The sequence below is a fragment of the Pseudomonas sp. NPDC090752 genome (assembly GCF_055584805.1).
Window position 1 is genome coordinate 65,683 of the sequence record NZ_JBVJLI010000002.1, and the last position, 25,524, is coordinate 91,206.

The 25,524-nt window shown below is 62.7% G+C and carries 19 protein-coding genes; 9 read left to right on the forward strand and 10 right to left on the reverse strand.

Annotated elements, in window-relative coordinates:
• Positions 1–4: 4 nt before the first annotated feature.
• Positions 5–745: an osmolarity response regulator transcription factor OmpR gene (gene ompR, locus ACZ6YA_RS03325; protein WP_087501919.1), complete on the reverse strand. Its 741-nt coding sequence runs from the start codon at positions 743–745 to the stop codon at positions 5–7.
• A gap of 228 nt (positions 746–973) precedes the next feature.
• On the opposite strand from ompR, the gene ACZ6YA_RS03330 reads away from it, so the two are divergent.
• The 5 genes from ACZ6YA_RS03330 to ACZ6YA_RS03350 all read left to right on the forward strand — a co-directional run bounded on the left by ACZ6YA_RS03330 (position 974) and on the right by ACZ6YA_RS03350 (position 11,621).
• Positions 974–3,298 carry a Tex family protein gene (locus ACZ6YA_RS03330; protein WP_465895435.1) on the forward strand — a complete coding sequence of 775 codons (2,325 nt, stop codon included), beginning with the start codon at positions 974–976 and terminating at the stop codon, positions 3,296–3,298.
• Complete coding sequence (locus ACZ6YA_RS03335; protein ID WP_465895437.1) at positions 3,298–3,681, forward strand: PaaI family thioesterase; 384 nt, start codon at positions 3,298–3,300, stop codon at positions 3,679–3,681. Before ACZ6YA_RS03330 ends, ACZ6YA_RS03335 begins: the two co-directional genes overlap by 1 nt.
• Positions 3,682–3,835: 154 nt before the next feature.
• Positions 3,836–5,413, forward strand: a complete 1,578-nt coding sequence (gshA, locus tag ACZ6YA_RS03340) for a glutamate--cysteine ligase (RefSeq protein ID WP_465895440.1) — start codon at positions 3,836–3,838, stop codon at positions 5,411–5,413.
• A complete protein-coding gene (locus ACZ6YA_RS03345) occupies positions 5,413–6,045 on the forward strand; it encodes a TetR/AcrR family transcriptional regulator (RefSeq protein WP_465895441.1) in 633 nt (210 codons plus the stop codon). Before gshA ends, ACZ6YA_RS03345 begins: the two co-directional genes overlap by 1 nt.
• A gap of 80 nt (positions 6,046–6,125) precedes the next feature.
• Complete coding sequence (locus ACZ6YA_RS03350; RefSeq protein WP_465895443.1) at positions 6,126–11,621, forward strand: hypothetical protein; 5,496 nt, start codon at positions 6,126–6,128, stop codon at positions 11,619–11,621.
• A gap of 41 nt (positions 11,622–11,662) precedes the next feature.
• Here the strand turns inward: ACZ6YA_RS03350 and ACZ6YA_RS03355 are convergent, their stop codons facing one another.
• From ACZ6YA_RS03355 to ACZ6YA_RS03385, 7 genes are all read right to left on the reverse strand, one after another.
• Positions 11,663–11,878, reverse strand: a complete 216-nt coding sequence (locus ACZ6YA_RS03355) for a TOBE domain-containing protein (RefSeq protein WP_008095172.1) — start codon at positions 11,876–11,878, stop codon at positions 11,663–11,665.
• A 44-nt stretch (positions 11,879–11,922) separates the two neighbouring features.
• The gene (gene ssuB / locus ACZ6YA_RS03360) at positions 11,923–12,735 is read right to left on the reverse strand and encodes an aliphatic sulfonates ABC transporter ATP-binding protein (protein ID WP_465895446.1); all 813 of its coding nucleotides are present in this window, start codon (positions 12,733–12,735) and stop codon (positions 11,923–11,925) included.
• Positions 12,732–13,529: an aliphatic sulfonate ABC transporter permease SsuC gene (ssuC, locus tag ACZ6YA_RS03365; RefSeq protein WP_119687941.1), complete on the reverse strand. Its 798-nt coding sequence runs from the start codon at positions 13,527–13,529 to the stop codon at positions 12,732–12,734. Before ssuC ends, ssuB begins: the two co-directional genes overlap by 4 nt.
• A 10-nt stretch (positions 13,530–13,539) precedes the next feature.
• Entirely contained in the window at positions 13,540–14,688 is a 1,149-nt protein-coding gene (ssuD, locus tag ACZ6YA_RS03370) for an FMNH2-dependent alkanesulfonate monooxygenase (RefSeq protein ID WP_465895448.1), read from the reverse strand.
• A 59-nt stretch (positions 14,689–14,747) separates the two neighbouring features.
• Positions 14,748–15,713, reverse strand: a complete 966-nt coding sequence (locus ACZ6YA_RS03375) for a sulfonate ABC transporter substrate-binding protein (RefSeq protein ID WP_465895451.1) — start codon at positions 15,711–15,713, stop codon at positions 14,748–14,750.
• A gap of 250 nt (positions 15,714–15,963) precedes the next feature.
• The gene (locus ACZ6YA_RS03380; protein WP_400801312.1) at positions 15,964–16,602 is read right to left on the reverse strand and encodes a peroxiredoxin; all 639 of its coding nucleotides are present in this window, start codon (positions 16,600–16,602) and stop codon (positions 15,964–15,966) included.
• A gap of 165 nt (positions 16,603–16,767) precedes the next feature.
• Positions 16,768–18,114, reverse strand: a complete 1,347-nt coding sequence (locus ACZ6YA_RS03385; protein ID WP_465895453.1) for an OprD family outer membrane porin — start codon at positions 18,112–18,114, stop codon at positions 16,768–16,770.
• Between the two features lie 497 nt (positions 18,115–18,611).
• Here ACZ6YA_RS03385 and tauA point away from each other — a divergent pair, with 497 nt between their 5' ends.
• Genes tauA through tauD form a run of 4 tightly spaced genes read left to right on the forward strand, consistent with a single transcriptional unit; the run spans position 18,612 to position 22,076 of the window.
• Positions 18,612–19,583 carry a taurine ABC transporter substrate-binding protein gene (tauA, locus tag ACZ6YA_RS03390; protein WP_465895454.1) on the forward strand — a complete coding sequence of 324 codons (972 nt, stop codon included), beginning with the start codon at positions 18,612–18,614 and terminating at the stop codon, positions 19,581–19,583.
• A 21-nt stretch (positions 19,584–19,604) separates the two neighbouring features.
• Complete coding sequence (tauB, locus tag ACZ6YA_RS03395) at positions 19,605–20,393, forward strand: taurine ABC transporter ATP-binding subunit (RefSeq protein WP_465895456.1); 789 nt, start codon at positions 19,605–19,607, stop codon at positions 20,391–20,393.
• Entirely contained in the window at positions 20,390–21,229 is an 840-nt protein-coding gene (tauC, locus tag ACZ6YA_RS03400; protein ID WP_465895457.1) for a taurine ABC transporter permease TauC, read from the forward strand. The genes tauB and tauC overlap by 4 nt, the downstream gene beginning before the upstream one ends.
• 13 nt (positions 21,230–21,242) lie before the next feature.
• A complete protein-coding gene (tauD, locus tag ACZ6YA_RS03405) occupies positions 21,243–22,076 on the forward strand; it encodes a taurine dioxygenase (RefSeq protein ID WP_465895459.1) in 834 nt (277 codons plus the stop codon).
• Between the two features lie 108 nt (positions 22,077–22,184).
• On the opposite strand, the gene betT is transcribed toward tauD, so the two are convergent.
• Entirely contained in the window at positions 22,185–24,146 is a 1,962-nt protein-coding gene (gene betT / locus ACZ6YA_RS03410) for a choline transporter BetT (RefSeq protein WP_465895923.1), read from the reverse strand.
• A 295-nt stretch (positions 24,147–24,441) separates the two neighbouring features.
• The gene (gene epsC / locus ACZ6YA_RS03415; RefSeq protein ID WP_465895460.1) at positions 24,442–25,374 is read right to left on the reverse strand and encodes a serine O-acetyltransferase EpsC; all 933 of its coding nucleotides are present in this window, start codon (positions 25,372–25,374) and stop codon (positions 24,442–24,444) included.
• Positions 25,375–25,524: the final 150 nt, after the last annotated feature.

Below are 25,524 nucleotides of genomic sequence, written 5' to 3' on the forward strand. Positions count from 1 at the left end.
GGCATCATTTACCGGCGTTTCCGTCCGGTACGAAGACGTAACCCACGCCCCACACAGTCTGGATGTACCGCGGTTTGGACGGATCCGGCTCGATCATGCGGCGCAGACGCGATATCTGCACATCGATGGACCGCTCCAAAGCGTCCCACTCGCGGCCACGGGCCAGGTTCATCAGCTTGTCGCGGGTCAGCGGCTCACGGGCATGCATCACCAGCGCCTTGAGCACGGCAAATTCACCGGTGGTAAGCATGTGCACTTCGTCGCCGCGCTTGAGTTCGCGGGTGGCAAGCGAAAGCTCGTAGTCACCGAAGGTGACCGACTCGTCTTCGCTGCCCGGAGCACCCGGCACGCTCGGTGCCTGGCGGCGCAGCACGGCCTTGACCCGCGCCATCAGTTCGTCTGGGTTGAACGGCTTGCCCAGGTAATCATCTGCGCCCAGCTCCAGCCCCTTGATGCGGCTGAGTTCGTCGCCCTTGGCGGTGAGCATGATGATCGGGATCTGGTTGTTCTGCTGGCGCAGGCGCTTGCACGCGGACAGGCCGTCTTCGCCCGGCAGCATCAGGTCGAGCACCACCAGGTTGAACACCTCGCGCTGCAGCAGGCGGTCCATCTGTTCGGTGTTGGGAACCGCGCGGGCTCGGTAGCCCTTGCTGGTGAAGAAACGTTCCAACAGGCTGCTGAGCCCGGGATCGTCGTCGACGATGAGAATCTTTTCACCTTCAGCGGTGTTCGGGGTGCCGGTCATGAATAACTCCTCTGGTATCGCCGCGCATTATGGCGTAGCCATTGCCACGCGTGCCGTGAGCATTGTTAGCAGATTTTTCCCCCGACGCCAGTTCGAGACCTGAACGACTGGCCTGGCGCCATCACCGCAAGCCGTCTTCGATGGGTATAATGCGCGCCTTTCATCCAGCGCCGCCGGGCGAAACACGCGCCTTGCAGCCCCCGTATTCACAAATGTCAGGTGGTTTACATGGACAGCATCAACAGCCGTATCGCCGAGGAACTGGGCGTGCGCCCTCAGCAGGTCGAGGCGGCCGTGGGCCTGTTGGACGAGGGCTCCACCGTGCCCTTCATCGCCCGTTACCGCAAGGAAGTGACTGGCAGCCTGGACGACACCCAACTGCGCCACCTGGAAGAGCGCCTGCGCTACCTGCGCGAACTCGACGAGCGCCGCGCGAGCATCCTCTCCAGCATCGACGAACAGGGCAAGCTGACCCCTGAGCTGGCGCGCGAAATCAAGCTGGCCGACACCAAGACCCGCCTCGAAGACCTTTACCTGCCGTACAAGCAGAAGCGTCGCACCAAGGGCCAGATTGCACTGGAAGCCGGCCTCGGCGAGCTGGCAGATGGCTTGTTCAATGACCCGCAACTGGCGCCGGAAAGCGAAGCCGCACGTTTTGTCGATGCGGAAAAAGGGGTAGCCGACGTCAAGGCCGCGCTGGAAGGCGCCAAGTACATCCTCATGGAGCGCTTCGCCGAAGACGCCGCCCTGCTCGACAAGCTGCGCAACTTCCTCAAGCAGGAAGCAGTGCTCAGCGCCCGCGTGGTCGCTGGCAAAGAAGAGGAAGGCGCCAAGTTCCGCGACTATTTCGCCCATGACGAACTGCTGCGCAACGCGCCGTCACACCGCGCACTGGCCATTTTCCGTGGCCGTAACGAAGGCGTGCTGAGCGCATCGCTGAAGGTCGGCGAAGAACTGCCAGGCACCCTGCACCCCTGCGAAGTGATGATCGGCGGCCACTTCGGCGTGGAAAACCGCAACCGTCCCGCCGACAAGTGGCTGAGCGAAGTGGTGCGCTGGACCTGGAAGGTCAAGCTCTACACCCACCTGGAAACCGACCTGTTCGGTGAGCTGCGCGACAACGCCGAAGGCGAGGCGATCAACGTCTTCGCCCATAACCTGCACGACCTGCTGCTGGCTGCCCCAGCCGGCCCGCGCGCTACCCTGGGCTTCGACCCGGGCCTGCGCACTGGCTGCAAGATCGCCGTGGTCGACGCCACCGGCAAGCTGCTGGACTACACCACGGTCTACCCCCACGCGCCGAAGAATGATTGGGACCGCACCCTTTCCGTCATGGCCGCGCTGTGCGCCAAGCACTCGGTGGAGCTGATCGCCATTGGTAACGGCACCGCCAGCCGTGAAAGCGACAAGCTGGTGGCCGAACTGGTCAAGAAATATCCAGCGCTGAAGATCACCAAGATCATGGTTTCCGAAGCCGGTGCCTCGGTGTACTCGGCATCGGAACTGGCAGCCCGCGAATTCCCCGACCTGGACGTGTCGATCCGTGGCGCTGTGTCGATCGCCCGGCGCCTGCAGGACCCGCTGGCCGAGCTGGTGAAAATCGACCCGAAATCCATCGGTGTCGGCCAGTACCAGCACGACGTTTCCCAGCTGAAGCTGGCGCGTGGCCTGGACGCCGTGGTCGAGGACTGCGTGAACGCCGTGGGCGTGGACGTCAACACTGCCTCCGTGGCGCTACTGACCCGCATCTCCGGTCTCAATGCGACCCTGGCGCAGAACATCGTCAGCCACCGCGACGCCAATGGCCCGTTCGCCACCCGCGCCGCGCTGAAGAAAGTCAGCCGCCTGGGCGAAAAAACCTTCGAGCAGGCTGCCGGCTTCCTGCGCGTGATGAACGGCGATAACCCGCTGGACGCTTCCGCCGTGCACCCGGAGGCCTACCCGCTGGTCAAGCGCATTGCCGCCGACACCGATCGCGATATCCGCTCGCTGATCGGCGACAGTAGCTTCCTCAAGCGCCTCGACCCGAAGAAATTCACCGACGAAAGCTTCGGCCTGCCGACCGTCACCGACATCCTGCAGGAGCTGGACAAGCCCGGCCGTGACCCACGCCCCGAGTTCAAGACCGCCACCTTCCAGGACGGCGTAGAAGACCTCAAGGACTTGGAGCCGGGCATGATCCTCGAAGGTGTGGTTACCAACGTGACCAACTTTGGCGCGTTCGTCGACATCGGCGTGCATCAGGATGGCCTGGTACACATCTCGGCGCTGTCGGAAAAGTTCATCAAAGACCCGCGCGAAGCGGTCAAGGCCGGTGACGTGGTCAAGGTCAAGGTCATGGAAGTGGACATCCCGCGCAAGCGCGTCGGCCTGTCCATGCGCATGAGCGACACCCCGGGCGAGAAGGTCGAGGGCAACCGCGGCGGTAACCGTGGCAACGGCGGCAACCGCCAACCGCAGGCCCAACGCCCACGCGAAACCGCCACCGCAGCCCCGGCCAACAACGCCATGGCTTCGCTGTTCGCCAACGCCAAGCAGCTGAAGAAGAAGTGATGGAGATCCCCAAGGAGCTGGTTGAAAGTGCCTACAGCCAGCTCCTCGGCTGCCGCGTGCAACGCCTGGACACCGGCGTTGCCGAGGTGGCCCTGGCGCTCGAACCGCACCTGCGCAACCGCGGCCAAAAGCTGCACGGCGGGGCCATCTTCAGCCTGGTGGACATCGCCATGGGCCTGGCCTGCTCGGCCAGCCATGGCTTCGATCAGCAGAGCGTGACCATAGAATGCAAAATCAACTACATGCGTGCGATCAGCGACGGTGAGGTATTGTGCACCGCCCGTGTGCTGCATGCGGGCCGCCGCACCCTGGTGGTCGACGCCGACGTAGTCCAAGGCGACAAGCTGGTGGCGAAAGCTCAGGGAACCTTCGCGGTTCTCTAGCTCACCAAGCGGTATCTGCGGTATTTTTCGGCAGTGCGCTGGCACTGCCGGAACCGCGTAAACCAGGCGACAACGCCAGTTCCTTTCTTCCTACCCTTGTAGACCGTCAACTCTACCCCCATATTGGGGCGACTGATGCGTGAAGGAATCCATCTTGAGCGACCTCCTCAACCGCCGCCTGAGCCTGCTCGGCGCCAATCTTCCCCTGCTCAAGCAGTGCCTGCACGGTATTGAGCGCGAATGCCTGCGCGTGACCGACGAAGGTCGCCTGGCCCAGACCCCGCATCCTGAAACCCTGGGTTCGGCGTTGACCAACGAGCAGATCACCACCGATTATTCCGAGTCCCTGCTCGAATTCATCACCCCGGCCCTGCCCGACCCGGCCAAGGTTCTCGAAAACCTCGAAGAAACCCACCGCTTCGTCTACAGCAAGCTCGCCGGCGAATACCTGTGGAGCCCTTCGATGCCGTGCACGCTGCCGGCCGAGGAAGACATCCCGATCGCCGAGTACGGCACGTCGAACATCGGCAAGCTCAAGCACGTGTACCGCAAGGGCTTGGCCCTGCGTTACGGGCGCACCATGCAGTGCATTGCAGGGATTCACTACAACTTTTCGTTGCCCGAAGCGCTGTGGCCCCTGCTGCGCGAAGCCGAAGGCAGTACTGAAGATGATCGCGACTATCAGTCTTCGGCCTACATTGCCTTGATCCGCAACTTCCGCCGCTACAGCTGGTTGCTGATGTACTTGTTCGGTGCTTCGCCAGCGCTGGACAAAGGATTCCTGCGCGGTCGCCCGCACCAACTCGAAGAGCTGGACGCCGAAACCCTGTTCCTGCCCTACGCTACCAGCCTGCGCATGAGCGACCTGGGCTACCAGAGCAACGCCCAGGCTGGCCTGACGCCCTGCTACAACAACCTGGCCAGCTACACCGACAGCCTGCGCAAGGCGGTGGGTACGCCCTACCCGCCCTATGTCGAAGTCGGCACGCACGTGGATGGCGAATGGGTGCAGTTGAACACCAACATCCTGCAGATCGAGAACGAGTACTACTCGAACATCCGGCCCAAGCGCGTCACCTACACCGGCGAACGGCCGATCCAGGCCCTGACCTCGCGCGGTGTGCAGTATGTCGAAGTGCGCTGCCTGGACATCAACCCGTTCCTGCCAACGGGCATCGACCTGTCCGAGGCTCGCTTCCTCGACGCGTTCCTGCTGTTCTGTGCGCTGGAAGACAGCCCGCAGCTGGACAACGGCGAATGCGGCCAGTGCACAGACAACTTCCTGACGGTAGTCAAGGAAGGCCGGCGCCCAGGCCTGGAACTGAACCGTGACGGCCAACCGGTTGCCCTGAAGACATGGGCCACCGATCTGATCACGCGTATCGGCCAGTTGGCCGAGCTGCTCGACCGTGCCCAAGGCGGTGACGAGCATGCCAAAGCCCTGGAGACACAGCAGGCCAAGGTCGATGATCCGGAGCTGACGCCATCGGCTCAAGTGCTCGCGCGCATGACCGAACACGACGAAAGCTTCATCGAGTTTTCCCTTCGCCAGAGCCGCCTGCACGCCGAAACCTTCCGCGAGCAACCGCTGTCCGTCGAGCGTCAGCACGCCTACGAAACCTTGGCCCGTGAATCGTTGGCCGAGCAATCGCGCCTGGAACAGCAAGAAGTCGGCGACTTCGACCTGTTCGTCGGCGCCTACCAGGCCAGCATCCTGGCAATCAGCAACTGATGAACCGCACCGCCACCCCGCGCAAACCGCGCGCCAGCAGCCAGGCCAGGATCGAAGCGATCCTGGCGGCGGCTCGCGAGTTGTTGGCCGAGCAAGGGGTGGTGGCGCTGTCGATCTACAGCGTGGCCGAGCGGGCGCAAATACCACCGTCTTCGGTGTATCACTTCTTCGCCAGCGTTCCGGCGCTGCTCGAAGCGCTCACCGCCGATGTGCACCGGGCGTTTCGCGACGCTTTGAGCGCACCGATCGACAGCAGCGCGTTGACCACGTGGCAGGGACTGTCGCGGTTGATCGAGCAACGCATGCTCGACATCTACAGCGAAGACGCTGCAGCACGTCAGTTGATCCTGGCACAGCATGGCCTGAGCGAGGTGGTGCAAGCCGACCGGCAGCACGACATGGAACTGGGCGATTTGATGCACAAGCTGTTCGACCAGCATTTCCGCTTGCCACAGATGCCGGGGGATGTGGATGTATTCGCCTTGGCCATGGAACTGAGCGACCGCGTGTATGCGCGCTCAATGCAAATGCACGAGGCGATCACCCCGCGCCTGGCCGAAGAAGGCAAGCGGGTATTCGAGGCCTACCTGGGCTTGTACCTGCCGCCCTACCTGCCACGCCGCCAGGCCTGACTCAGCAACATATACCGCCCAGACGGCAACGTGGATTGCTGGAATGAACGCTCATTCAACGTTCATTGCGAAAACCCACCATGCCCGACGCCCCCCTTGACGACAGTGCCTACCTCGACGCCAGCGACACTCCGCTAACCACGCTGCCAGACGGCGGCCACCTTCAGTTCGCAGCGCGCAGCGATGCGTTGCTGGACGCGGATCAGCGTCGGCAGGACGCCGCGAGTGCCTTGCATGCGCTCAGCAAACAAGCCCCGATGCTGCGCGCCACGTTGCACGACACGTTGAGCAAAATGCTGAACTTGGACCCCAGCGCCTGCGGCCTGCAGAACGGCCACAGCCAAGTAACACTGCTCACGCTTGCTGCACGGGTTTACGCGGACCCGACGGCTGTCCAGGCGTTCGCCAGCTGGCGAACCTGGGGCCTTGCCTCGCCATCCGGACGAGACGCCTGGACCGGTGGCGAATGGATTGCGGCACTCACCCCAATGGTGACGAATACGCTGGAGCGTGCACAGGCAGATTACTGGGCATCGCGCAAAGTCGGTACGGCCGACTCGCGTCAGGCTCACCTGGTGTACCAGTTACGTGCGCATTTTCTGGCAAGCCAGGACCTTGCTTTCGGCCTGAACAAAATTGGCGCCAAGGCCTGGGCGCAGGGGCGCTCGCCGGCAGCGCAAGGCCACGCCCTGGTGCAATGGCGGCATGCCGACGGTACTCACCAGACGTGTGCTTCAGCCCTGCTGTTTGTACCACGCGCAGGGCAGAGCCAATGGCTGCTGTATCGCCCGGATGCCAATCAGCCGGTGCGCAGCTTCCAGCATCAACTGGCGTTGCAGGCCTGGATCCACGAGCATCGCCAACTGCTCTGGCCTCAGCCAAGCGTTGCGCTGGAGGCGGACAGTGATGATCAGGCGATTACCGTCACGCCCCTGAGCGAGGACGGTTTCACCCGGCTTGCACTACAGATACAGCATGAAAATCTGCGGCTGACCCTGCATCACGTGCGCCAGGCCGCACAACTGAACGCGACCGATCCGTTGCCGTGGAGCGACGTCGAGGCCTGGGAGCAGACCCGCTACCTCCAGCCGGTGCTAGTGTTGCCGGCCAGTCTTCGCCAACTGATCGATACGCAAGTTGCCGAAGATACGGCGCTGGCCGCGCAGGAGCTGCATTTTGACAGCCTGCCGGATAGCTTGCCCAGCGGCTGGCGCCAGCAGCGCATCGAACGCCAGGAAGACCTGCTTGCCCGCTACCTGGGCAGCGACCTAGCCCCCGAGTCGGCGCCAATGGCCGCATTGCGGGCGCTCCAGAGCCCGCTGCAAGCCGTGCAGTTGCAACAGCAACAGCTGCTCGAGGACCTGCCAGCCGATGTCAGCCACTCTGCATGGGCAGAGCGCTATGGCGAAACTGGCCGTTTCGATCAGTTGAGCGCAGGCTTCAGCCAGGCACTGCGGCTTGAAGGCAACCTGCAAAACCTGTTGGGCGAGCTGTCGGCCACCCACCTGAACTGGGTCGAACAGATCTGCGAAATGCCCGAACCCAGTCTGCAGCGCCACGTTCATCCTTGCGCGTTATATCTGGTGATCGGCGCGCGATCGTGGCATCTGAGCGGTCTTCTCACCGTGCATGACAGCAACCCGCAAGACACCTCGCTGCTGCTCTACAAAGTTGGTAACAACGGCGGCCTCATGGCCTTCGAAGACGCGGCCCAGCTCACTAAGCGCCTGCTCGACACACTCGAGGGTTGCTTCCCTGAAACGCTGCTGGAAAGCATCTGGCCACAGGAGATACAGGCCCTGCTCACGGCGCTGGACGACACCAACGAGGTACCTTCCATCACCTTCAAGCCCATCGACTCGCACCTCTTCGACTACTGCACGCAAACCGTGATAGCCAGCCTTGCGCTCCCCGACAACAACGCGCCGGTGCCCCGAGAAGCGGCCAGCAGGCGACTGCGCATCAGTGTCAACCAGGCCAGGTTGCAAGCCTTCGCTCGGCATGCCGAACGTAACCGCACCGCCAACTTGCTGGAGCGGCTGCACCCCCTGCGGCACCTGGATCTGGCCCAGCGCACGCGCCTGGCAGAACAGGTCGACGCACTGCGCAAGGCCATGCTGGCCAACGCTCGCTTGCTGGACAGAGACCTGCCGGAGCGCGGCCAGTTCGCCGTCGCCAGGCTGGAGCAGCGCCTGCGCGAAGATTTCACGCCCGGCTCGATCCCTGCCATCACCTTGAACATGGCCGACAGGGTGTTCGAGCAGCGGGTCTCGCTTGCCGAGTCTGGCCAGGCGAATGCCTACAAGCAGGTCAAGGTGTTCAGCCAGGAACGCAGCGATGTTGCACTGGAGCATTTGCTGCCATGGGCGCTTGATGACGACCTGACCCTGCGCCTGGGCAATGCCACCATCCACTTCGAAGGCGGCAGCGCCGATCAAGCGCTGCGCCTGGGTGTCACCCACACCTACATCGCCAACCTGGTCAAGCAGCTGGATATTGCCGGCGCCTACGAGCGGATGATCCTGGAAGCATTCCAGGGAAAAACCGGCGAGACGCGCTGGCAGGCCGAACTGCGCCGGGAAACCCTGCGCGCGCCCTTCGCTCGGCAACTCGAGATCATAGCCGCCAGCCGTCACCCGGGGTTGGACGCAACTGGCCAACAACTGCTCGAACGCTTCGTCCAGGAACAACTGACGGCCACCGCTGTGCGTACCGTCGACTACCACACGCTGGAACTCAAACCTGGAGTTGCCGCCGACGGCTCATCCCAGGCGACCACCCTGAGCGGCATCTTCGTGCTCAAGGCGGCCAGCGGGCCGGCTTTGCTATTACTACCGGAGGCCCCCAACAACCAGATCGTCAGCCAGTACGAGGATACGACCCAAGCATGCCAGGCATTGGCTGACATGGCCGTGGACGACGCCATGCACAGCTACCTCGCGAAACTGCCGATCGGCGGCAACGAAGCCGCACACCACAGCTACATCAAGACGGCGCTGATCAAGAATTTCTCAGGCTTCATCGGCCTTGGAATTACCCGCCCCGAGGCCCTGCCGAGCTTGCTGGCCAACCTGCAAATGGGCCGCTTGGTACTCACGAACCGTACCACCTCGCGAAGCCAGGTCGACCTGTACCTGGAAACCGAAGCGGTGCGCCACGGCCACGTCTATGACTATCTCAAGATGGCCCTTGGATTTATCCCGCTGGTCGGCACCGCCATTGGCCTGTATGACGGCTGGCACTTCGCGACCGCCAGCGTTGAAGCGTTCTTGCGCGGCGATCCAGAGGCCGGTGTCGAGTTCCTCAACAGCGTGTTCGTATGCCTGACCGAAGCCCTGCTGGACCTGACCCCACTGGCGTTGTTCAACAACCCTTCCAGCATTGCGCGCCTGGCGACTCAGCGGCGCCAGCGCCTGGCCGTACCCCGCTCGTTGCGCCTGAATCCGCAGCGCAACGCCAATCCTTTCAGTGGCTATGAAAGCGATGTTCCCGCAGGGCGTTGGTCAGACCATCCCTCACCGCATGGCATCGGCGTACATCGGCATAGCGAAACCGGCGTCGATTACATCACCCGCCATGGCCGTTATTATCCGGTCGACTGGGATGACACCTACCGCACCTGGCGCTTGGCAGGGAACGATGCCACTACCTACAAACAACCGGTCAAGCGCAACGCCCAGGGCAGCTGGGAAGTCCATGGCAGGCTCACTGGCCAGTTGATAGAGGGTGGCCTGGCAGGCGGTGGCGCCCAGCTGAGTGCGCTGTACAACCGAGGCTGGGCAGCGGCGCGTGAAGTGCTGAGGCGCCAGCCGGCAATGCTTTCGCCACGGCAGGTATTACAAGATATCGTTGATACCCAGCACAAACACCGGGTCCAGACAAAGGCCCACGTCGAGGCCTACAACCAGGCACGCGGTGTGGGCCCCAACGGCCCAACGGGTGCCGTCGCCTCCGAACAGGTCATAGCCCAGGCCCAGCAGATGGCGACCGAGCACGTTCAGGCCTACGTGGCATTCGGCGAGCAAAGCCTGAAACGCTTGCACGGGCTGCGGCCAGACTTCAAGCACAGCGACTACGTCGCGTTCCAGCGCGATCTGGCTCTGGACCTGAGCAAACAGAACATCCTGTTGATGAAGTTGCATCATGCGCGTCTGCAGAATCGCTTGCGCCGCAGCCATCAACTGCAACAGGCAACCGACGGCCTGAGCCAGGGCGAGGTGTTCGACCACCTCAGAAAGATTCATAACGTCTACGGCGAGCTTGCCGAATCGCTGCACCACTTTGAAGCCGACCTGCATCGGCACGAGCGTATCCGTAGTCAGTTGAAAGGCGCCGACCTTACCAATTACGACCGACAGGTGCACGGCCTGGACATGCACCTGGAACCGCTGGACTACCGCCTGATGGAGATGTCGACGCGGATTGGCGGCATCATCAACCCCCGCAGTTCAATCGACTACGAGTTCGTTCTGTTCTTGCGCACCATCAACCGCGAAATCGTCGATGTGCGCAGCACCTTGTTCAGCCAAGGCGAGATGCGCCTGGCCCTGCTCAGCCGGCGCGATGAACACCGTATGCTGACCCAGCTCAAGACGCGCTACCAGCGGTTCCAGGCGCACCTGCGCAGGTGGCGGGATGATTTCCCCGACTACGTCTCGAGCCCTGCGATCCAGCGCGCTGAACAGGCCATGGCCGAACTGACGGCAGAAGTCGACACCCGCCTCGCCGCCACTGTCCCGATCAGCAGATCGAAACCGCGCAGCCACCAGGGAGCCAGCAAACCAAGGCTGTTCGAGACTGTAGACCAACAGCTGCTGATTGGCCGCGAAGTCAGTGTCGAAGGCCAGCGCCGCCTACAAATCAGCCAACCTGTGGACAACGTGCCCCATGTCACCTTCACCCCTGGCGCCGATGGCCTGTGGCACAGGGTTCAAGGCCCGCTGGCCCCCCCCACGGCCAGCATGCAAGTATTGGAGCTGACGGCCACTGGCCGCCTGGCCAGGATCACCCAGCAAACCGCCGACCTGCACCGCTACAAGACCCTGAACATGCTGCCCAGGGACCTGCAAGACCTCGCCGAAGGCCATGGCGCATCACTGCGCGACATTGCCGGCGACCTGACCCGCAAGGCCGGTGAGCACATCACTGACGCGCAACGCGCCCTGGTGCAACGTCTGCAGCAGGGCGCAGAGCAACTGGACACCCTGGGCCGCACCTTGCGTATCGAGCAGACCAAGGTCGGACAGCAACCCAGCATCGCGCATCTGGAATACCTCAAGGAACAGGGCGAAATCGAGGTGCGCTGGTCACGCGAACTGGAGCCGATGAAAGACAATCGAGGCCAGCCGCGGGAGTATTTGGAGGAGTACCGCATTGACGACGCCAAGACCGGCGAAGCGCTCTGGTATGCGCATTTCCATTTCAAGAAAAAACCCAGCACCGGCTTTCCCCGCCTCGAGGCTGGGCATATCAAACTGGCCAGTGAGCGCAACCAGAAAGCCGGAGCCTGGCGCGGGCCGGTGAACGAAGCGCAAGCTACCCAGCATTTCGCTGGCTTGCGTCCAGCCAGCAGCTGAAACGACGACGCCCCGGGGCGCAGTACCCCGGGGCCCGTCCCTCACAGCTTGGCGATGGACACTTCGGTCGACTTCACGAAAGCAATTACCTCGCTGCCCACCTGCAATTCCAGCTCTTTCACCGAGCGGGTAGTGATCACGGAGGTGACGATACCGGAAGCGGTCTGCACGTCGATTTCCGACAGCACAGGGCCTTCGAGGATTTCTTTCACGGTGCCTTTGAACTGGTTGCGGACGTTGATGGCTTTGATAGTCATGATTTGATTCCTTCTCGTTGGCTTCAGTCTGGTGAGTGAGTCATTCAGTGCGCCCACCGCAGTTGCGTGGGCAAAGGGGCTACAGGATCCGGCTCGGGCGCAGTGCCCGGGGCCGACAGCACACGGTTGAGCACTTCGCTTTCCAACGCAGCCAGGCGGTGCGAACCACGCGCCCTGGGCCTTGCCAGGTCGACGCTGAGGTCGAGGCCAACCTCGCCGTCCTCGATCAGGATCACCCGGTCAGCCACGGCCACCGCCTCGCTGACGTCATGGGTGACCAACAGCACGGTGAAGCCATGCTGACGCCACAGGCGTTCGATCAGCTGCTGCATCTCGATACGCGTCAAGGCGTCCAATGCACCCAGCGGCTCGTCCAGCAACAGCAGACGTGGCTGGTGGATCAGCGCACGGGCCAGGGCCACACGCTGTTTCTGGCCGCCGGACAAAGCCGCCGGCCATTCATGGGCGCGGTCCGCCAGGCCGACCGCCTCCAGCGCATCCAGTGCACGTTGACGCCAGTCACCGCTCAGACCCAGGCCGACGTTGTCGATCACCTTCTTCCAGGGCAGCAAGCGTGCGTCCTGGAACATCAGGCGGGTTTCTTCACGGGCCTCGGCCAACGGCGCGGCACCGGCCAGCAGCTCACCGGCGCTGGGCCTGTCGAGCCCGGCCAGCAAGCGCAGCAAGGTGCTCTTGCCGCAGCCGCTACGCCCGACGATGGCGACGAACTGGCCGGCCGGGATGTGCAGGTCGATACCCTTCAGCACTTCGCGCTGGCCAAAGGTCTTGCGCAGGCCGTTGGCGGCCAGCGGGATGCCACGCAGCAGGCGTGGCGGCTGTTCTTTGAGCACGGTCATGCGCCCTCCTTCCTGGCAACCTGATAGGCCGGGTGCCAGCGCAGCCACACACGTTCCAGGCCGCGAGCGGCGAGGTCGGCGAGCTTGCCGAGCACGGCGTACAGGACGATGGCCAAGACCACCACGTCGGTCTGCAGGAACTCACGGGCATTCATTGCCAGGTAGCCGATGCCGGCGTTGGCGGAAATGGTCTCGGCGACGATCAGCGTCAGCCACATGAAGCCCAGGGCGAAGCGCACGCCGACCAGGATCGACGGCAGCGCACCCGGCAGGATCACCTGACGGAACAGGCCAAAGCCGGACAGGCCATAGCTGCGCGCCATTTCCACCAGCGCTGGGTCAACGTTGCGGATGCCGTGGTAAGTGTTCAGGTAGATCGGGAACAACGTCCCCAGCGCGACCAGGAAAATCTTCGCCGACTCGTCGATGCCGAACCACAGGATCACCAGCGGAATCAACGCCAGGTGCGGCACGTTACGGATCATCTGCACCGAGCTGTCGAGCAGGCGTTCGCCCCAGTTCGACAGGCCAGTGATGAAGCCCAGCACCAGGCCGATACTGCCGCCGATCACGAAGCCCAGCCCGGCACGCCAACCACTGATGGCCAGGTGGGTCCAGATTTCGCCGCTGCGCACCAGCTCGACACCGGCGCTGACCACCGCACTCGGTGCCGGCAGGATGCGCGTCGACAGCCAGCCCGCGCTGACCGCCAACTGCCAGACTGCCAGCAGCAGTACCGGCAGCGCCCACGGCGCCAGGCGCTGGGTCAGGGTGGAGGAAGTTGCACGACTCATGGCCAGCCCCTCAGCTCTGCGACACGGACTTGGGCAGGATGTCGTTGGCCACCATCTCGCCGAATGGGCTCACGTAGCCGCCCGTTTTCGGTTGCTCCGGGCGCTGCACATCCAGGTGCGGGAACAGCAGTTCGGCCACACGGTAGGACTCTTCCAGGTGTGGATAACCCGAGAAGATGAAGGTATCGATGCCTAGTTCGGCATATTCCTTGACCCGCGCCGCAACCGTCGGGCCATCGCCGACCAGTGCAGTACCGGCACCACCACGGACCAGGCCGACGCCCGCCCACAGGTTGGGGCTGACTTCCAGGTTGTCGCGGTTGCCGCCGTGCAGGGCAGCCATGCGCTGCTGGCCCACCGAGTCAAAGCGTGCCAAGGATGCCTGGGCACGGGCGATCGTCTCATCGTCCAGGTGCGAAATCAGGCGATCGGCAGCGGCCCAGGCTTCTTCGTTGGTTTCCCGCACGATCACGTGCAAGCGGATGCCGAAGCGCACTTCGCGGCCTTGAGCGGCAGCTTTTTCGCGCACTTGGGCGATCTTCTCGGCAACGGCCGCCGGTGGCTCGCCCCAAGTCAGGTACAGCTCGACCTGCTCGGCCGCCAGGTCTTGTGCCGCTTCGGACGACCCCCCGAAATACAGCGGTGGGCGAGGTTGCTGAATCGGTGGGTAGAGCAGCTTGGCGCCCTTCACCTGGATGTGCTTGCCGTCGTAGTCGACATTTTCCCCTTCCAGCACCTTGCGCCAGATACGGGTGAACTCGACCGAGGCTTCGTAGCGTTCCTGGTGATTCAGGTGCAGGCCGTCACCGGCCAGCTCGTCCGGGTCGCCGCCGGTCACCAAGTTGAACAGCGCCCGGCCGTTGGACAGGCGATCCAGTGTTGCTGCCTGGCGGGCCGCCACGGTCGGCGAAATGATGCCCGGACGCAGGGCGACGAGGAATTTCAGGTGCTGGGTCACCGGAATCAGCGACGCTGCCACCAGCCAGGAGTCCTCGCAGGAACGCCCGGTCGGGATCAACACCCCACCGAAGCCAAGGCGGTCGGCGGCCTGGGCGATCTGTTGCAGGTAGCCATGGTCAACCGCACGGGCGCCGTCGGAGGTGCCCAGGTACTTGCCGTCACCGTGGGTGGGGAGGAACCAGAAAATGTTAAGGCTCATTGGAGTTGTCTCCTCAAGGGTGGCGGGGGCCACGCGGCGCCCCGGCACAGGCATATCAATCAAGGCGCGCTAGCGACCTTGGCCGGGGGTGTCCAGATCACATCCTTGATGCTCAGCGGCTTGGGGATCAACTTGAGCGCCTGGAAGGTGTCGGCGATTTTCTGCTGTGCGGCCACGACCTCGGGGGTCAGCGGCGCGGCACCGTAGCCTTGGCGCTTGACCGCAGTGAGGGTGATGTCGGCCGGCAGGCCGAGCAGCGGCGCGACCTGGTCGGTGACTTGCTGCGGCTGGGCCTGGGACCATTCGCCCACGGCGCGCACTTCTTCGATAAGGGTGCTGATCACTGCCGGGTGCTGGGTCGCGTAGTTGCGGGTGGCCAGGTAGAACTGGTGGTTGTCGACCAGGTCCTTGCCATCACGCAGGGTGCGCGCCTGCAGCTGCTGCTCGGCGGCAGCCTGGTAGGGGTCCCAGATCACCCAGGCATCGACGCTGCCACGCTCGAAGGCGGCGCGGGCATCGGCTGGGGGCAGGTAGACTGGCTGGATGTCGCTGTACTTCAGGCCCGCGTCTTCCAGGGCGCGGACCAGCAGGTAGTGGACGTTCGAGCCTTTGTTGAGGGCAACTTTCTTGCCTTTGAGCTCTTTCACCGACTGAATCGCCGAGCCTTTCGGCACAAGGATCGCTTCGCTGTGTGGCGCAGGCGGCTCGTAAGCGACGTAGAGCAGATCTGCGCCAGCTGCCTGGGCGAACACGGGCGGGGTTTCGCCGGTGACACCAAAGTCGATGGAGCCGACGTTCAGGCCTTCAAGCAGCTGCGGGCCGCCGGGGAATTCGGTCCATTGCACCTGGATGCCCTGCTCGGCCAGGCGCTTCTCCAGCGTGCCCTTGGCCTTGAGCAGCACCAGGGTGCCGTATTTCTGATAACCGATACGCAGGCTTTCGGCCTGAGCTTGGGTAATCGCGCCGAAGGACACAGCCGCCGCAAACAGGGCGACCAGACCGCGACGCAAGAAGACTGTGCGCATGGCGCTCTCCTGTGCGATGGGGTTCGGGTTGCACCTGCTGCCTCGTTGACGGGCTAGTAAGGTGGGGTGATGCTGGGTGTAGATCGATGGAGTGACAGTACCAGTGTCTACATATATCTAGAAATCATATTTTTTCATTTGTTTATTCTTTTTAGGCCTAAGCATCCTGACAATCTGCACGCATAAAAAAGGGCCGTCGAAACGGCCCGAATATCCCTGCTATGGCTAAGAGCAATGCAACGAGAATTCTTCAGCGGTTGGGTTGCGGAGTTAGGCGCAGATACGGTTTTACTGCCCGGTAGCCTTTGGGGAAGCGCTGCTTGATCTCTTCCTCGTCTTTCAACGAAGGCACGATCACCACCTCGTCACCGTCCTGCCAGTTACCTGGCGTGGCGACCTTGTGGTTGTCGGTCAGCTGCAGCGAGTCGATCACCCGCAGAATTTCGTTGAAGTTGCGCCCGGTACTGGCCGGATAGGTGATGGTCAGGCGCACCTTCTTGTTCGGGTCGATGACGAACAGCGAACGCACGGTCAGGGTGTCGCTGGCGTTCGGGTGGATCAGGTCATACAGGTCGGAAACCTTGCGGTCGGCGTCGGCGATGATCGGGAAGTTGACCACGGTGTTCTGGGTCTCGTTGATGTCATCGATCCACTTGTGGTGCGAGTCGACCGGGTCTACCGACAGGGCGATGGCCTTGACCCCGCGCTTGGCGAAATCGTCCTTGAGCTTGGCGGTCAGACCCAGCTCGGTGGTGCACACCGGGGTGAAGTCCGCCGGGTGGGAGAACAGCACACCCCAGCTGTTGCCGAGCCACTCGTGGAAGCGGATCTTGCCGGCGCTGGAATCCTGTTCGAAGTCGGGGGCGATGTCGCCGAGTTTGAGACTCATGGGGTGCGGCTCCTGTGCTGTGTTCTGGCCTTGTGGGGTTCAATGTGCCTGCATCCGGTTAAAAATAAAAAGAATAAATAATGATTTATTTATAACCGTAAGGAATACAAAATTGCAGACACAAAAAAGCCTCGCACTAGGCGAGGCTTTCTCTATGGCTACGGCTTACAGGAAGCTGTAAGTGTAGTTCACGATGAAGCGAGCTTGGTCCTGGTCGGCGCTGCTTTCGCCTGCACCACGGTAGACGCCCTGACGCAGGCTGAAGCCCAGGCCTTTGAGGGTGCCTTCCTGGATGGTGTAGTCGACGCGTGCGTCGCGTTCCCACTCGTTGTAGGTGCCATTACCCGATTTGTTACGGATATCGTCACCACGCAGGTAGGCAACCGAAGCTTTCAGGCCCGGTACACCCAGCGCAGCGAAGTCATACGAGTACTGACCGAAGGTGGTGTTCTCACCGGCACGGGCGAACTGGTTGATCATGCTGTCGGTGAACAGGTAGAAGCTGGAACCGCCAGCGCCTTCCGACGTGCCGCTGTCGTTGGTCAGGTTGCCCTGGTTCAGCCACACGAAGCCGCCGTCGTCGCCGATCTGCTGATGACCGAGCATCAACGCATGGCCACCCAGGGTATAGGTGAACATGGCGGACCAGGTCTTGTTGTCGATCTCGCCGGTGTTCTTGGCGTAGCCACCATTGTTGTTGAAGTTGTAAGCGCTGTCGTTGCCGTTTTTACCGTCGCTGCTGCTGTCGAAGTAGCGCAGGTCGGTCTTGAACGACTGGTTGTCAGCGATCTTGAAGACGTGGGTCGCACCCAGGAAGTGCTGTTTGTAGAAGTCTTCCAGGTTCGAGTAGTAGTACTGCAGGGTCAGGTCTGGAGTGAGCTTGTAGTCCAGGCCGCCGTAGCGGAACTTGTTGCTTTCGGCATTGGAACCGGCCACCGACAGACCGGTGCGGTTGCTCGAAGCACGACCCATGGCGTGGGTCAACTGACCGGCGTTGATGGTCAGGTTGTCGATTTCCTTCGACTGGATGGTGCCACCTTCGAAGGTTTGTGGCAGCAGACGACCGTCGTTGGAAACGAGGATTGGCAGGTTAGGAGCCAGGGCGCTACCGAAGTGGGCTTCGGTCTTGGAGAAGCGAGCCTTGGCATTGCCGCCGAAGCGAGCCCACTGAGCTGCGGAACCTTTGCCGTCATCCGGGAAGAAACCACCTTTGTGGTAACCCTCGCCACCGTCCAGGTGGATACCCCACAGGGCCTGGGCGTCGACGCCGAAGCCAACGGTGCCTTCGGTGAAGCCGGAGATGTAATCCAGCTTGAAGCCTTGGCCGGATTCACGCTGATCAGGGCGCTCGAAGTTGGTGGAGGCGCTTGCATGCGCTTCACGGTTATCGTTGTTGAAGTACATGGTGCGCGAGCTGAGCGACAGTTTGCTGTCTTCTACGAAACCGGCAGCGCCTGCTTGTTGGGCGAGAACCCCCAGTGCCACGGCCAGAGCCAGGCTGGACTTGTACATGTTTTGCTCCTCTACGTTCTAATTTTTGTGTATCTCTGGCGGTGGGATCTTTTGCCCCGCTCACCGTGGATTGGCGATTTAGTCGCAAAGCGTGACCGGTAAGTCAATCGTTACCGAAGATTTCACGACTTTGGTCTAAGGCCACCTGCGCTACAGGATAATGACAATCCTATAAATCCAAAATGACCGTTTTATGAATTTGTAAGATTTTTACGGAATATGGTCGGAACCATTACTACCAAAAGCTGTATCGGCACCTCCGTTTGATAGCTTTAGGTTATTTGCAAACGTTTGCTCATAACCTTATTCCGCGTCGTTCTGTAAAGCCGATGAAGCCTAGCAGGCTCGCCGCGTTTCGCCATTGAGCATCGTCAAGCCCCAAGGCTTAAAGCTTTTGGCTCCTAAGCTAATTCTAAAAAGTTATTTATTTAGCATTTCTTAGATCATCTAGTCTTCTCGCCATCCATCACATCGATTGCCTGACGAGAGGTTCAACCATGATCCCGCATGCTCCCCTGCGCCTGTTCGCTGCCCTGACCCTCGCCGGCACCAGCTGGTTTGCCCAGGCTGCCGATCTGACCGTGGCCTACCAGACCACCGTCGACCCGGCCAAGGTGGCCCAGGTAGATGGCAGCTACGAAAAAGCCAGCAAGGCCAGCATCGACTGGCGCAAGTTCGATAACGGCGCCGACGTGATCACCGCCGTGGCCAGCGGCGACGTGCAGATCGGTTACCTCGGTTCCAGCCCGCTGGCCGCTGCCGCCACCCGCAAGCTGCCGGTCGAAACCTTCCTGATCGCCACACAGATCGGCGCCGGTGAAGCGCTGGTAGCCCGCGACAGCATCAAGACTCCGCAAGATTTGATCGGCAAGAAGGTCGCCGTGCCTTTCGTTTCCACCGGACACTACAGCCTGCTGGCCGCGCTGAAGAGCTGGAACATCGACCCGTCCAAGGTGCAAATTCTCAACCTCGCGCCACCGGCGATCATCGCCGCCTGGAAGCGCGGTGACATCGACGCCACCTACGTCTGGGACCCGGCCCTGGGCGTGGCCAAGGAGAATGGCAAGGTACTGATCACCTCCGGCGAACTGGCCAGCAAAGGCGCACCAACCTTCGATGCCTGGATCGTGCGCAAGGACTTCGCCGACAAGCATCCTGACGTGGTCAAAGCCTTCGCCAAGGTCACCCTCGACGCCTACGCCGACTACCGCAAGGACCCAAAAGCCTGGCTGGCCGACCAGGCCAACGTCGACAAGCTGGTCAAGCTGTCCGGCGCCAAGGCCAGCGACATCCCGGTGTTGCTGGAAGGCAACGTCTACCCCCTGGCCGCCGACCAGGCCAACGCCTTGGGCGCGCCGACCACCCAGGCCCTGACCGATACCGCCACCTTCCTCAAGCAGCAAGGCAAGGTCGATTCGGTGCTGCCGGATTATTCGCCGTACGTCAGCGCCAAGTTCCTGCCTAACTGAAAACCTGATTCGGAGCCCGTCATGGCCTTGCTTGAACTGGAGCGCATCAGCGCACAGTACCCTGGCGCCAGCACCCCGGTGCTGGCCGACATCAACCTGAGCCTGGGGCCGCGCCAGCTGCTGGTGGCCCTCGGGCCGTCCGGCAGTGGCAAGACCTCGCTACTGAACCTGATTGCCGGCTTCGTCGCCCCCAGCGGCGGGCGCATCAGCCTCGACGGCGTTCCCGTGCAAGGCCCTGGTGCCGAGCGCGGCGTGGTGTTCCAGGACGACGCCCTGCTGCCCTGGCAGAACGTGCTGGGCAACGTCGCCTTCGGCCTGGAGCTGGCCGGCGTGGCGCGTGCCCAGCGCGAGGCCAAGGCCCGCGAGATGTTGGCGCTGGTTGACCTGGAAGGGTTTGCCGAACGGCGCATCTGGCAATTGTCCGGTGGCCAGAAGCAGCGCGTCGGCCTGGCCCGCGCGCTGGCAGCCGACCCCCGGGTACTGCTGATGGACGAGCCGTTCGGCGCCCTCGATGCGTTCACCCGCGAGCAGATGCAGGAACTGTTGCTGCAGGTCTGGCAGCGCACCGCCAAGCCAGTGTTCCTGATCACTCACGACATCGAAGAGGCCGTGTTCCTCGCCAGCGAACTGGTGTTGCTGGCACCCAACCCCGGTCGCGTGGTCGAGCGCCTGCAGCTGGACTTCGGCCAGCGCTACGCCGCAGGTGAATCAGCCCGGGCGATCAAGTCCGACCCACGCTTCATCGAAACCCGCGAGCATGTGCTGGCGCGGGTCTTCTCCCAACGCCAAAGCCTGCAGGAGCGCACATGAGCAGCCTGGACCTGCCGGTCGTCGACAAGCGAAACAACCCAACCCGGCCCGCGGTAAGGGCACGCCGCCAGCTGTCCACCCGCTGGATCAGCACGCTGACCCTGGCCAGCCTGTTGCTGGTGTGGTGGCTGGTAACCGCCGCCGGTTGGATCGAGCCCCTGTTCCTGCCCGCACCCGGCGACATCCTCGCCAGGGCCTGGACCCTGCTGACCCAGGGCTACATGGATGCCAGCCTGTGGCAGCACCTGGGCGCGAGCCTGGGCCGCATCGGCCTGGCGCTGGTCGCCGCGACCTTGACCGCCATCCCGGTCGGCATCGCCATCGGCTACAACCGCGTGGCCCGCGGCATCCTCGACCCGCTGATCGAGTTCTACCGGCCGATCCCACCACTGGCCTATTTGCCGCTGATCGTGATCTGGTGCGGCATCGGCGAGCTGTCCAAGGTGCTGCTGATCTACCTGGCAATCTTCGCCCCGATCGCCATCGCCACCGCCACCGGCGTGCGCACGGTCGATCCGACCAAGCTGCGCGCCGCGCAATCGCTGGGTGCCAGCAAGGTGCAACTGATCCGCCACGTGATCCTGCCCAGCGCCCTGCCCGACATCCTCACCGGCATCCGCATCGGCCTTGGGGTCGGTTGGTCGACCCTGGTCGCCGCCGAGCTGATCGCCGCCACCAGCGGCCTGGGTTTCATGGTGCAGTCGGCGGCGCAGTTCCTGGTTACTGATGTGGTGGTGCTGGGCATCCTGCTGATCGCCCTGATCGCCTTCGCCCTGGAAATGGGCCTGCGCGCCCTGCAACGCAAGCTGGTGCCTTGGCACGGCCAAAGCCACTGAGACGAGAAAAGACATGAGCCTGACCGTTACCCCCCTCAGCCCGGCCCTCGGCGCGCAGATCAGCGGCGTGGACATCAGCCGCGAAATTACCGCCGAACAGCGCGATGCCATCGAGCAAGCACTGCTCAAGCACCAAGTGCTGTTCTTCCGCGACCAGCCGATCAACCCCGAGCAGCAAGCCCGGTTCGCCGCGCGCTTCGGCGACCTGCACATCCACCCGATCTACCCCAACGTGCCGGACACCCCGCAGGTACTGATTCTCGACACGGCGGTGACCGACGTGCGTGACAACGCCGTGTGGCACACCGACGTGACCTTCCTGCCGACCCCGGCGCTGGGCGCGGTGCTCAGTGCCAAGCAGTTGCCGGCCTATGGCGGCGATACGCTGTGGGCCAGTGGCATTGCCGCGCTTGAAGCGCTGTCGGCGCCGCTGCGCGCGATGCTCGACGGCCTGACTGCCACCCACGACTTCACCAAGTCGTTCCCGTTGGAACGCTTTGGCACCACACCGGACGACCTCGCACGCTGGGAAGCGACCCGGCGCAACAACCCTCCGCTGTCGCACCCGGTGGTGCGCACCCACCCGGTGAGCGGGCGCAAGGCGCTGTTCGTCAATGAGGGGTTCACGACGCGGATCAACGAATTGAGCGAACTGGAAAGCGAAGCGCTGCTGAAGCTGCTGTTCGCCCATGCGACGCGGCCGGAGTTCACTGTCCGCTGGCGCTGGCAGGAGAATGATGTGGCGTTCTGGGACAACCGGGTGACGCAGCATTTTGCGGTGGATGATTACCGGCCGAACCGGCGGGTGATGCATCGGGCGACCATTCTTGGGGATGCGCCGTTCTGAGGTGTTCTGCACTGCCTCTTCGCGGGGCAAGCCCGCTCCCACAATGATCAGTGTTGCCAGGACCATTGTGGGAGCGGGCTTGCCCCGCGAAGAGGCCGGCACAGACTTCTACCTGACCAGATGCAAATACTGCATATGCCGCTCGTACTGGTCGAGAATGTCGTTGATGATCTGCTCCTTGCTGTAGCCCACCAGGTCGTAATTCTGGCTGCCCTCGCTCAAGTGCACCTCCGCCCGGTAATAGCGACGGTTCTTCAACTCCTGCGTGCCCAGCCCGCCCAACGCGAACGACGGCGTGAAGTAACCGCGCATCTGCACCTGGTAGATGAACGGTTGCTCCTCACCATGGCCGACCTTCAGGCTGACGTTGTCATGGCTCGGGTCATCCTGGGTCACCAGCACCAGGCCCTTCTGCTCGAACACCTCGCGCACCTCGGCAATCGCCGGGCGCACCACGTCGTCCATGAAGCGGTACACCTCATCGCGTGACGGGAAGTGCACGGCCTGGCTCAGGCGCTGGCGCCAGCCGCCACGGCCCCGGCGCGACTGCGCGAAGGGTGCCAGCGAATGCATCTGCGCGATCTGCCGTTGCGATTCCAGGTAGAACGCCTTGTGCAATCCCCACATCATGCACAGCAAGATCAACGAGAACGGCAGCGACGTCAGCACCACGGCGGACTTGAGCGAATCGATGCTGCCGGCGAACAGCAGGCTGCTGGTGATCAGTGCGGTCATCGCGCCCCAGAAGATCCGCAGCCAGTTCGGGCCGTCTTCGTCAGCGCCGCCATCCTTGGCCGACAAGGTCGACAGCACCACGGTGCCGGAGTCGGCCGAGGTGACGAAGAACACGAAGCTGATGAACACCGTCACCGCGATCACGGTCTTGCTCCACGGGTAGGTTTCCAGCAGCAGGTACAGGCTCATCGACGGATCGTCCAAGGCCGATTGGCCGAGGGCGGTCATGCCGTGGTTTATCACCTGGTCCAGCGCGCTGTTGCCGAAAATCGACATCCACGCCAGGGTGAAGCCCAGCGGGATCAGCAGCACGCCGAAGACGAACTCCCGGATGGTCCGGCCACGCGAGATACGCGCGATGAACAGCCCCACGAACGGCGCCCAGGCAATCCACCAGGCCCAGTAGAACACTGTCCAGCCACCCAGCCAGTCGCGGTTTTCGCCATAGGCGTACACATCGAAACTTTTGCGCGGCAAGGCGCCGAGGTAATCGCCGAGGTTCTGGATCAAGGTGTTGAACAGGTGCTGGGTCGGCCCTGCGAACAACACGAACAGCAGCAGCGCGCAGGCCAGGAACAGGTTGATGTCGCTCATCACCCGCACGCCCTTCTCCACCCCGGCGACCGCTACTGCCACTGCCGCGCCCATCATCAGGGCGATTAGGATGACCTGCACCCACTGGCTATGGCTGATACCGAACAGGTAGTCGAGGCCGGCGTTCAGGTGCAGCACACCGAAACCCATGTCAGCGCCCAGGCCGAACACCGTGGCGATAATGCCGAAGCCGTCCACCGCATAGCCGATCGGCCCGTTGATGCGCTTGCCGATCAGCGGGTAAAGCGCCGAACGCAGCGCCAGCGGCAGGTTGTGGCGGTAGGCGAAATAGGCCAGCGCCATGCCGACGAAGGCGAACACGCCCCAGCCATGCAGGCCCCAGTGCAAGAACAGGATCTGCATCGCCTGGCGCCCGGCCTCGGCCGTGCCCGCTTCGCCTTGCGGCGGCTGGAGCATGTGGGTCAGCGGTTCGGAGACGCAGAAGAAGAACAGCGTGATGCTGATGCCGGCGGCGAACAGCATGCCGGCCCACGACAGGTAGCTGAACTCGGGCTCGTCGTGGTCGGCACCGAGCTTGATCTTGCCGTAGCCGGACAAGGCGGTGACCACCACGAACACCAGGTACAGGGTCATGGCCAGCATGTAGTACCAGCCGACCGTGTTGGCCGCCCAGTTCTGCGCCGCCAGCAGCCATTGACCGGCTGCTTGCGGTTGGGCAATGACCACAAGGCCGAAGATGAGAATGAAACTTGCCGCGAAGTAGAACACCGGAGGGTTCATGCGGATCGTGCTGTTGGCAGGGGTCGGTGCACTCATGCTTCATGCACCTCGTCGAAGGACGTGAGGTTCGGGTTGAACGGGTTCAGCAAAGGAATCCTCCTGTTGAACACCGGCAGCGGACCAGCGTTTTTTCGTTGAACAAGCGTTCAAGTTAAACATGGATAGGCATTCGATGCGACCCGGGGTGCTGATCGGCGCGGCCTACCGCGGGCAAGACCGCGCCTACAAAAACCCTACAGGCCGCGTAGGCGCTGGTTTGCCCTCGATACGATCAGAAAAGCCTACAAAATTCAGGTCAGTTCTTGTCCTGGCAATCCAACTGTAGATTGGCCTGGGTAATGTTGCTTTCTGCCGGCACGCTGCGAGTCAGCCATACATTGCCACCAATGGTCGAACCTTTGCCGATGGTAATCCGTCCCAGGATGGTCGCCCCCGCGTAGATCACCACGTCATCCTCGACGATCGGGTGCCGCGCCAGGCCCTTGTGCAGCGTTCCCGACTCATCGCTCGGGAAGCGCTTGGCGCCCAAGGTCACGGCCTGGTAGATGCGCACACGCTCGCCAATGATCGCGGTCTCGCCGATCACCACACCGGTCCCGTGATCGATGAAGAAGCTCGGCCCGATCTGCGCACCTGGGTGGATGTCGATACCGGTGGCCGAATGCGCCAGCTCCGAACTGATCCGCGCCAGCAGCGGCAAGCCGGCCTGGTACAGGTGATGGGCCAGGCGGTGGTGGATGATCGCCAGGATCCCCGGGTAGCACAGCAGCACTTCATCGACGCTGCGCGCTGCCGGGTCACCGTGGTAGGCGGCCAGCACATCGGTATCAAGCAACACACGCAGGCCTGGCAAGGCGGCGGCAAAATCCTGGATCAAACGCAGCGCTTGGCTGTCGACCGCAGCCAGGTCGGCCTTGCTCTGCCGCGCGGCGTAGCGCAGTTCCAGGCGCGCCTGGGCCAGCAGCGCGGTCAGCGCGGCATCGAGGGTGTGGCCGACGTAGAAATCTTCACTCTCCTCGCGCAAGTCAACCGGGCCCAGGCGCATCGGGAACAGTGCACCGCACAGTTGTTCGAGGATGTGCCGCATGGCCTCGCGCGACGGCAACTCGCGCCCGCCCTGTTCGCCAATGCTGCGGCCATTGCGGCTGCGCCACTGTTCGCGGGCGCTGCGCAGGCCGCTGACGATGCTGTGCAACTGCCAATGCGCGGATGAGGGGTGTTCGCTCACGGTAATCTCCTGACAGGCCTATCAGATAGTTTGCAAACCACTTTACGGCAAATCCGGCTCTTGGAAAAAACAACGCTTTATTCCATCCTGCGCTAAGTCGGGCATAAGCTGCGCTACCCTCAATGCAGCCTATGCATGGCCAAAAGCAAA

Excerpts from the sequence above, each read along its gene's own strand:
- ompR (WP_087501919.1), bottom strand. The coding sequence starts at position 745 with ATGACCGGCACCCCGAACACCGCTGAAGGTGAAAAGATTCTCATCGTC.
- ACZ6YA_RS03330 (WP_465895435.1), top strand. The coding sequence starts at position 974 with ATGGACAGCATCAACAGCCGTATCGCCGAGGAACTGGGCGTGCGCCCT.
- ACZ6YA_RS03335 (WP_465895437.1), top strand. The coding sequence starts at position 3,298 with ATGGAGATCCCCAAGGAGCTGGTTGAAAGTGCCTACAGCCAGCTCCTC.
- ACZ6YA_RS03345 (WP_465895441.1), top strand. The coding sequence starts at position 5,413 with ATGAACCGCACCGCCACCCCGCGCAAACCGCGCGCCAGCAGCCAGGCC.
- ACZ6YA_RS03350 (WP_465895443.1), top strand. The coding sequence starts at position 6,126 with ATGCCCGACGCCCCCCTTGACGACAGTGCCTACCTCGACGCCAGCGAC.
- ACZ6YA_RS03355 (WP_008095172.1), bottom strand. The coding sequence starts at position 11,878 with ATGACTATCAAAGCCATCAACGTCCGCAACCAGTTCAAAGGCACCGTG.
- ssuB (WP_465895446.1), bottom strand. The coding sequence starts at position 12,735 with ATGACCGTGCTCAAAGAACAGCCGCCACGCCTGCTGCGTGGCATCCCG.
- ssuC (WP_119687941.1), bottom strand. The coding sequence starts at position 13,529 with ATGAGTCGTGCAACTTCCTCCACCCTGACCCAGCGCCTGGCGCCGTGG.
- ssuD (WP_465895448.1), bottom strand. The coding sequence starts at position 14,688 with ATGAGCCTTAACATTTTCTGGTTCCTCCCCACCCACGGTGACGGCAAG.
- ACZ6YA_RS03375 (WP_465895451.1), bottom strand. The coding sequence starts at position 15,713 with ATGCGCACAGTCTTCTTGCGTCGCGGTCTGGTCGCCCTGTTTGCGGCG.
- ACZ6YA_RS03380 (WP_400801312.1), bottom strand. The coding sequence starts at position 16,602 with ATGAGTCTCAAACTCGGCGACATCGCCCCCGACTTCGAACAGGATTCC.
- ACZ6YA_RS03385 (WP_465895453.1), bottom strand. The coding sequence starts at position 18,114 with ATGTACAAGTCCAGCCTGGCTCTGGCCGTGGCACTGGGGGTTCTCGCC.
- tauA (WP_465895454.1), top strand. The coding sequence starts at position 18,612 with ATGATCCCGCATGCTCCCCTGCGCCTGTTCGCTGCCCTGACCCTCGCC.
- tauB (WP_465895456.1), top strand. The coding sequence starts at position 19,605 with ATGGCCTTGCTTGAACTGGAGCGCATCAGCGCACAGTACCCTGGCGCC.
- tauC (WP_465895457.1), top strand. The coding sequence starts at position 20,390 with ATGAGCAGCCTGGACCTGCCGGTCGTCGACAAGCGAAACAACCCAACC.
- tauD (WP_465895459.1), top strand. The coding sequence starts at position 21,243 with ATGAGCCTGACCGTTACCCCCCTCAGCCCGGCCCTCGGCGCGCAGATC.
- betT (WP_465895923.1), bottom strand. The coding sequence starts at position 24,146 with ATGAACCCTCCGGTGTTCTACTTCGCGGCAAGTTTCATTCTCATCTTC.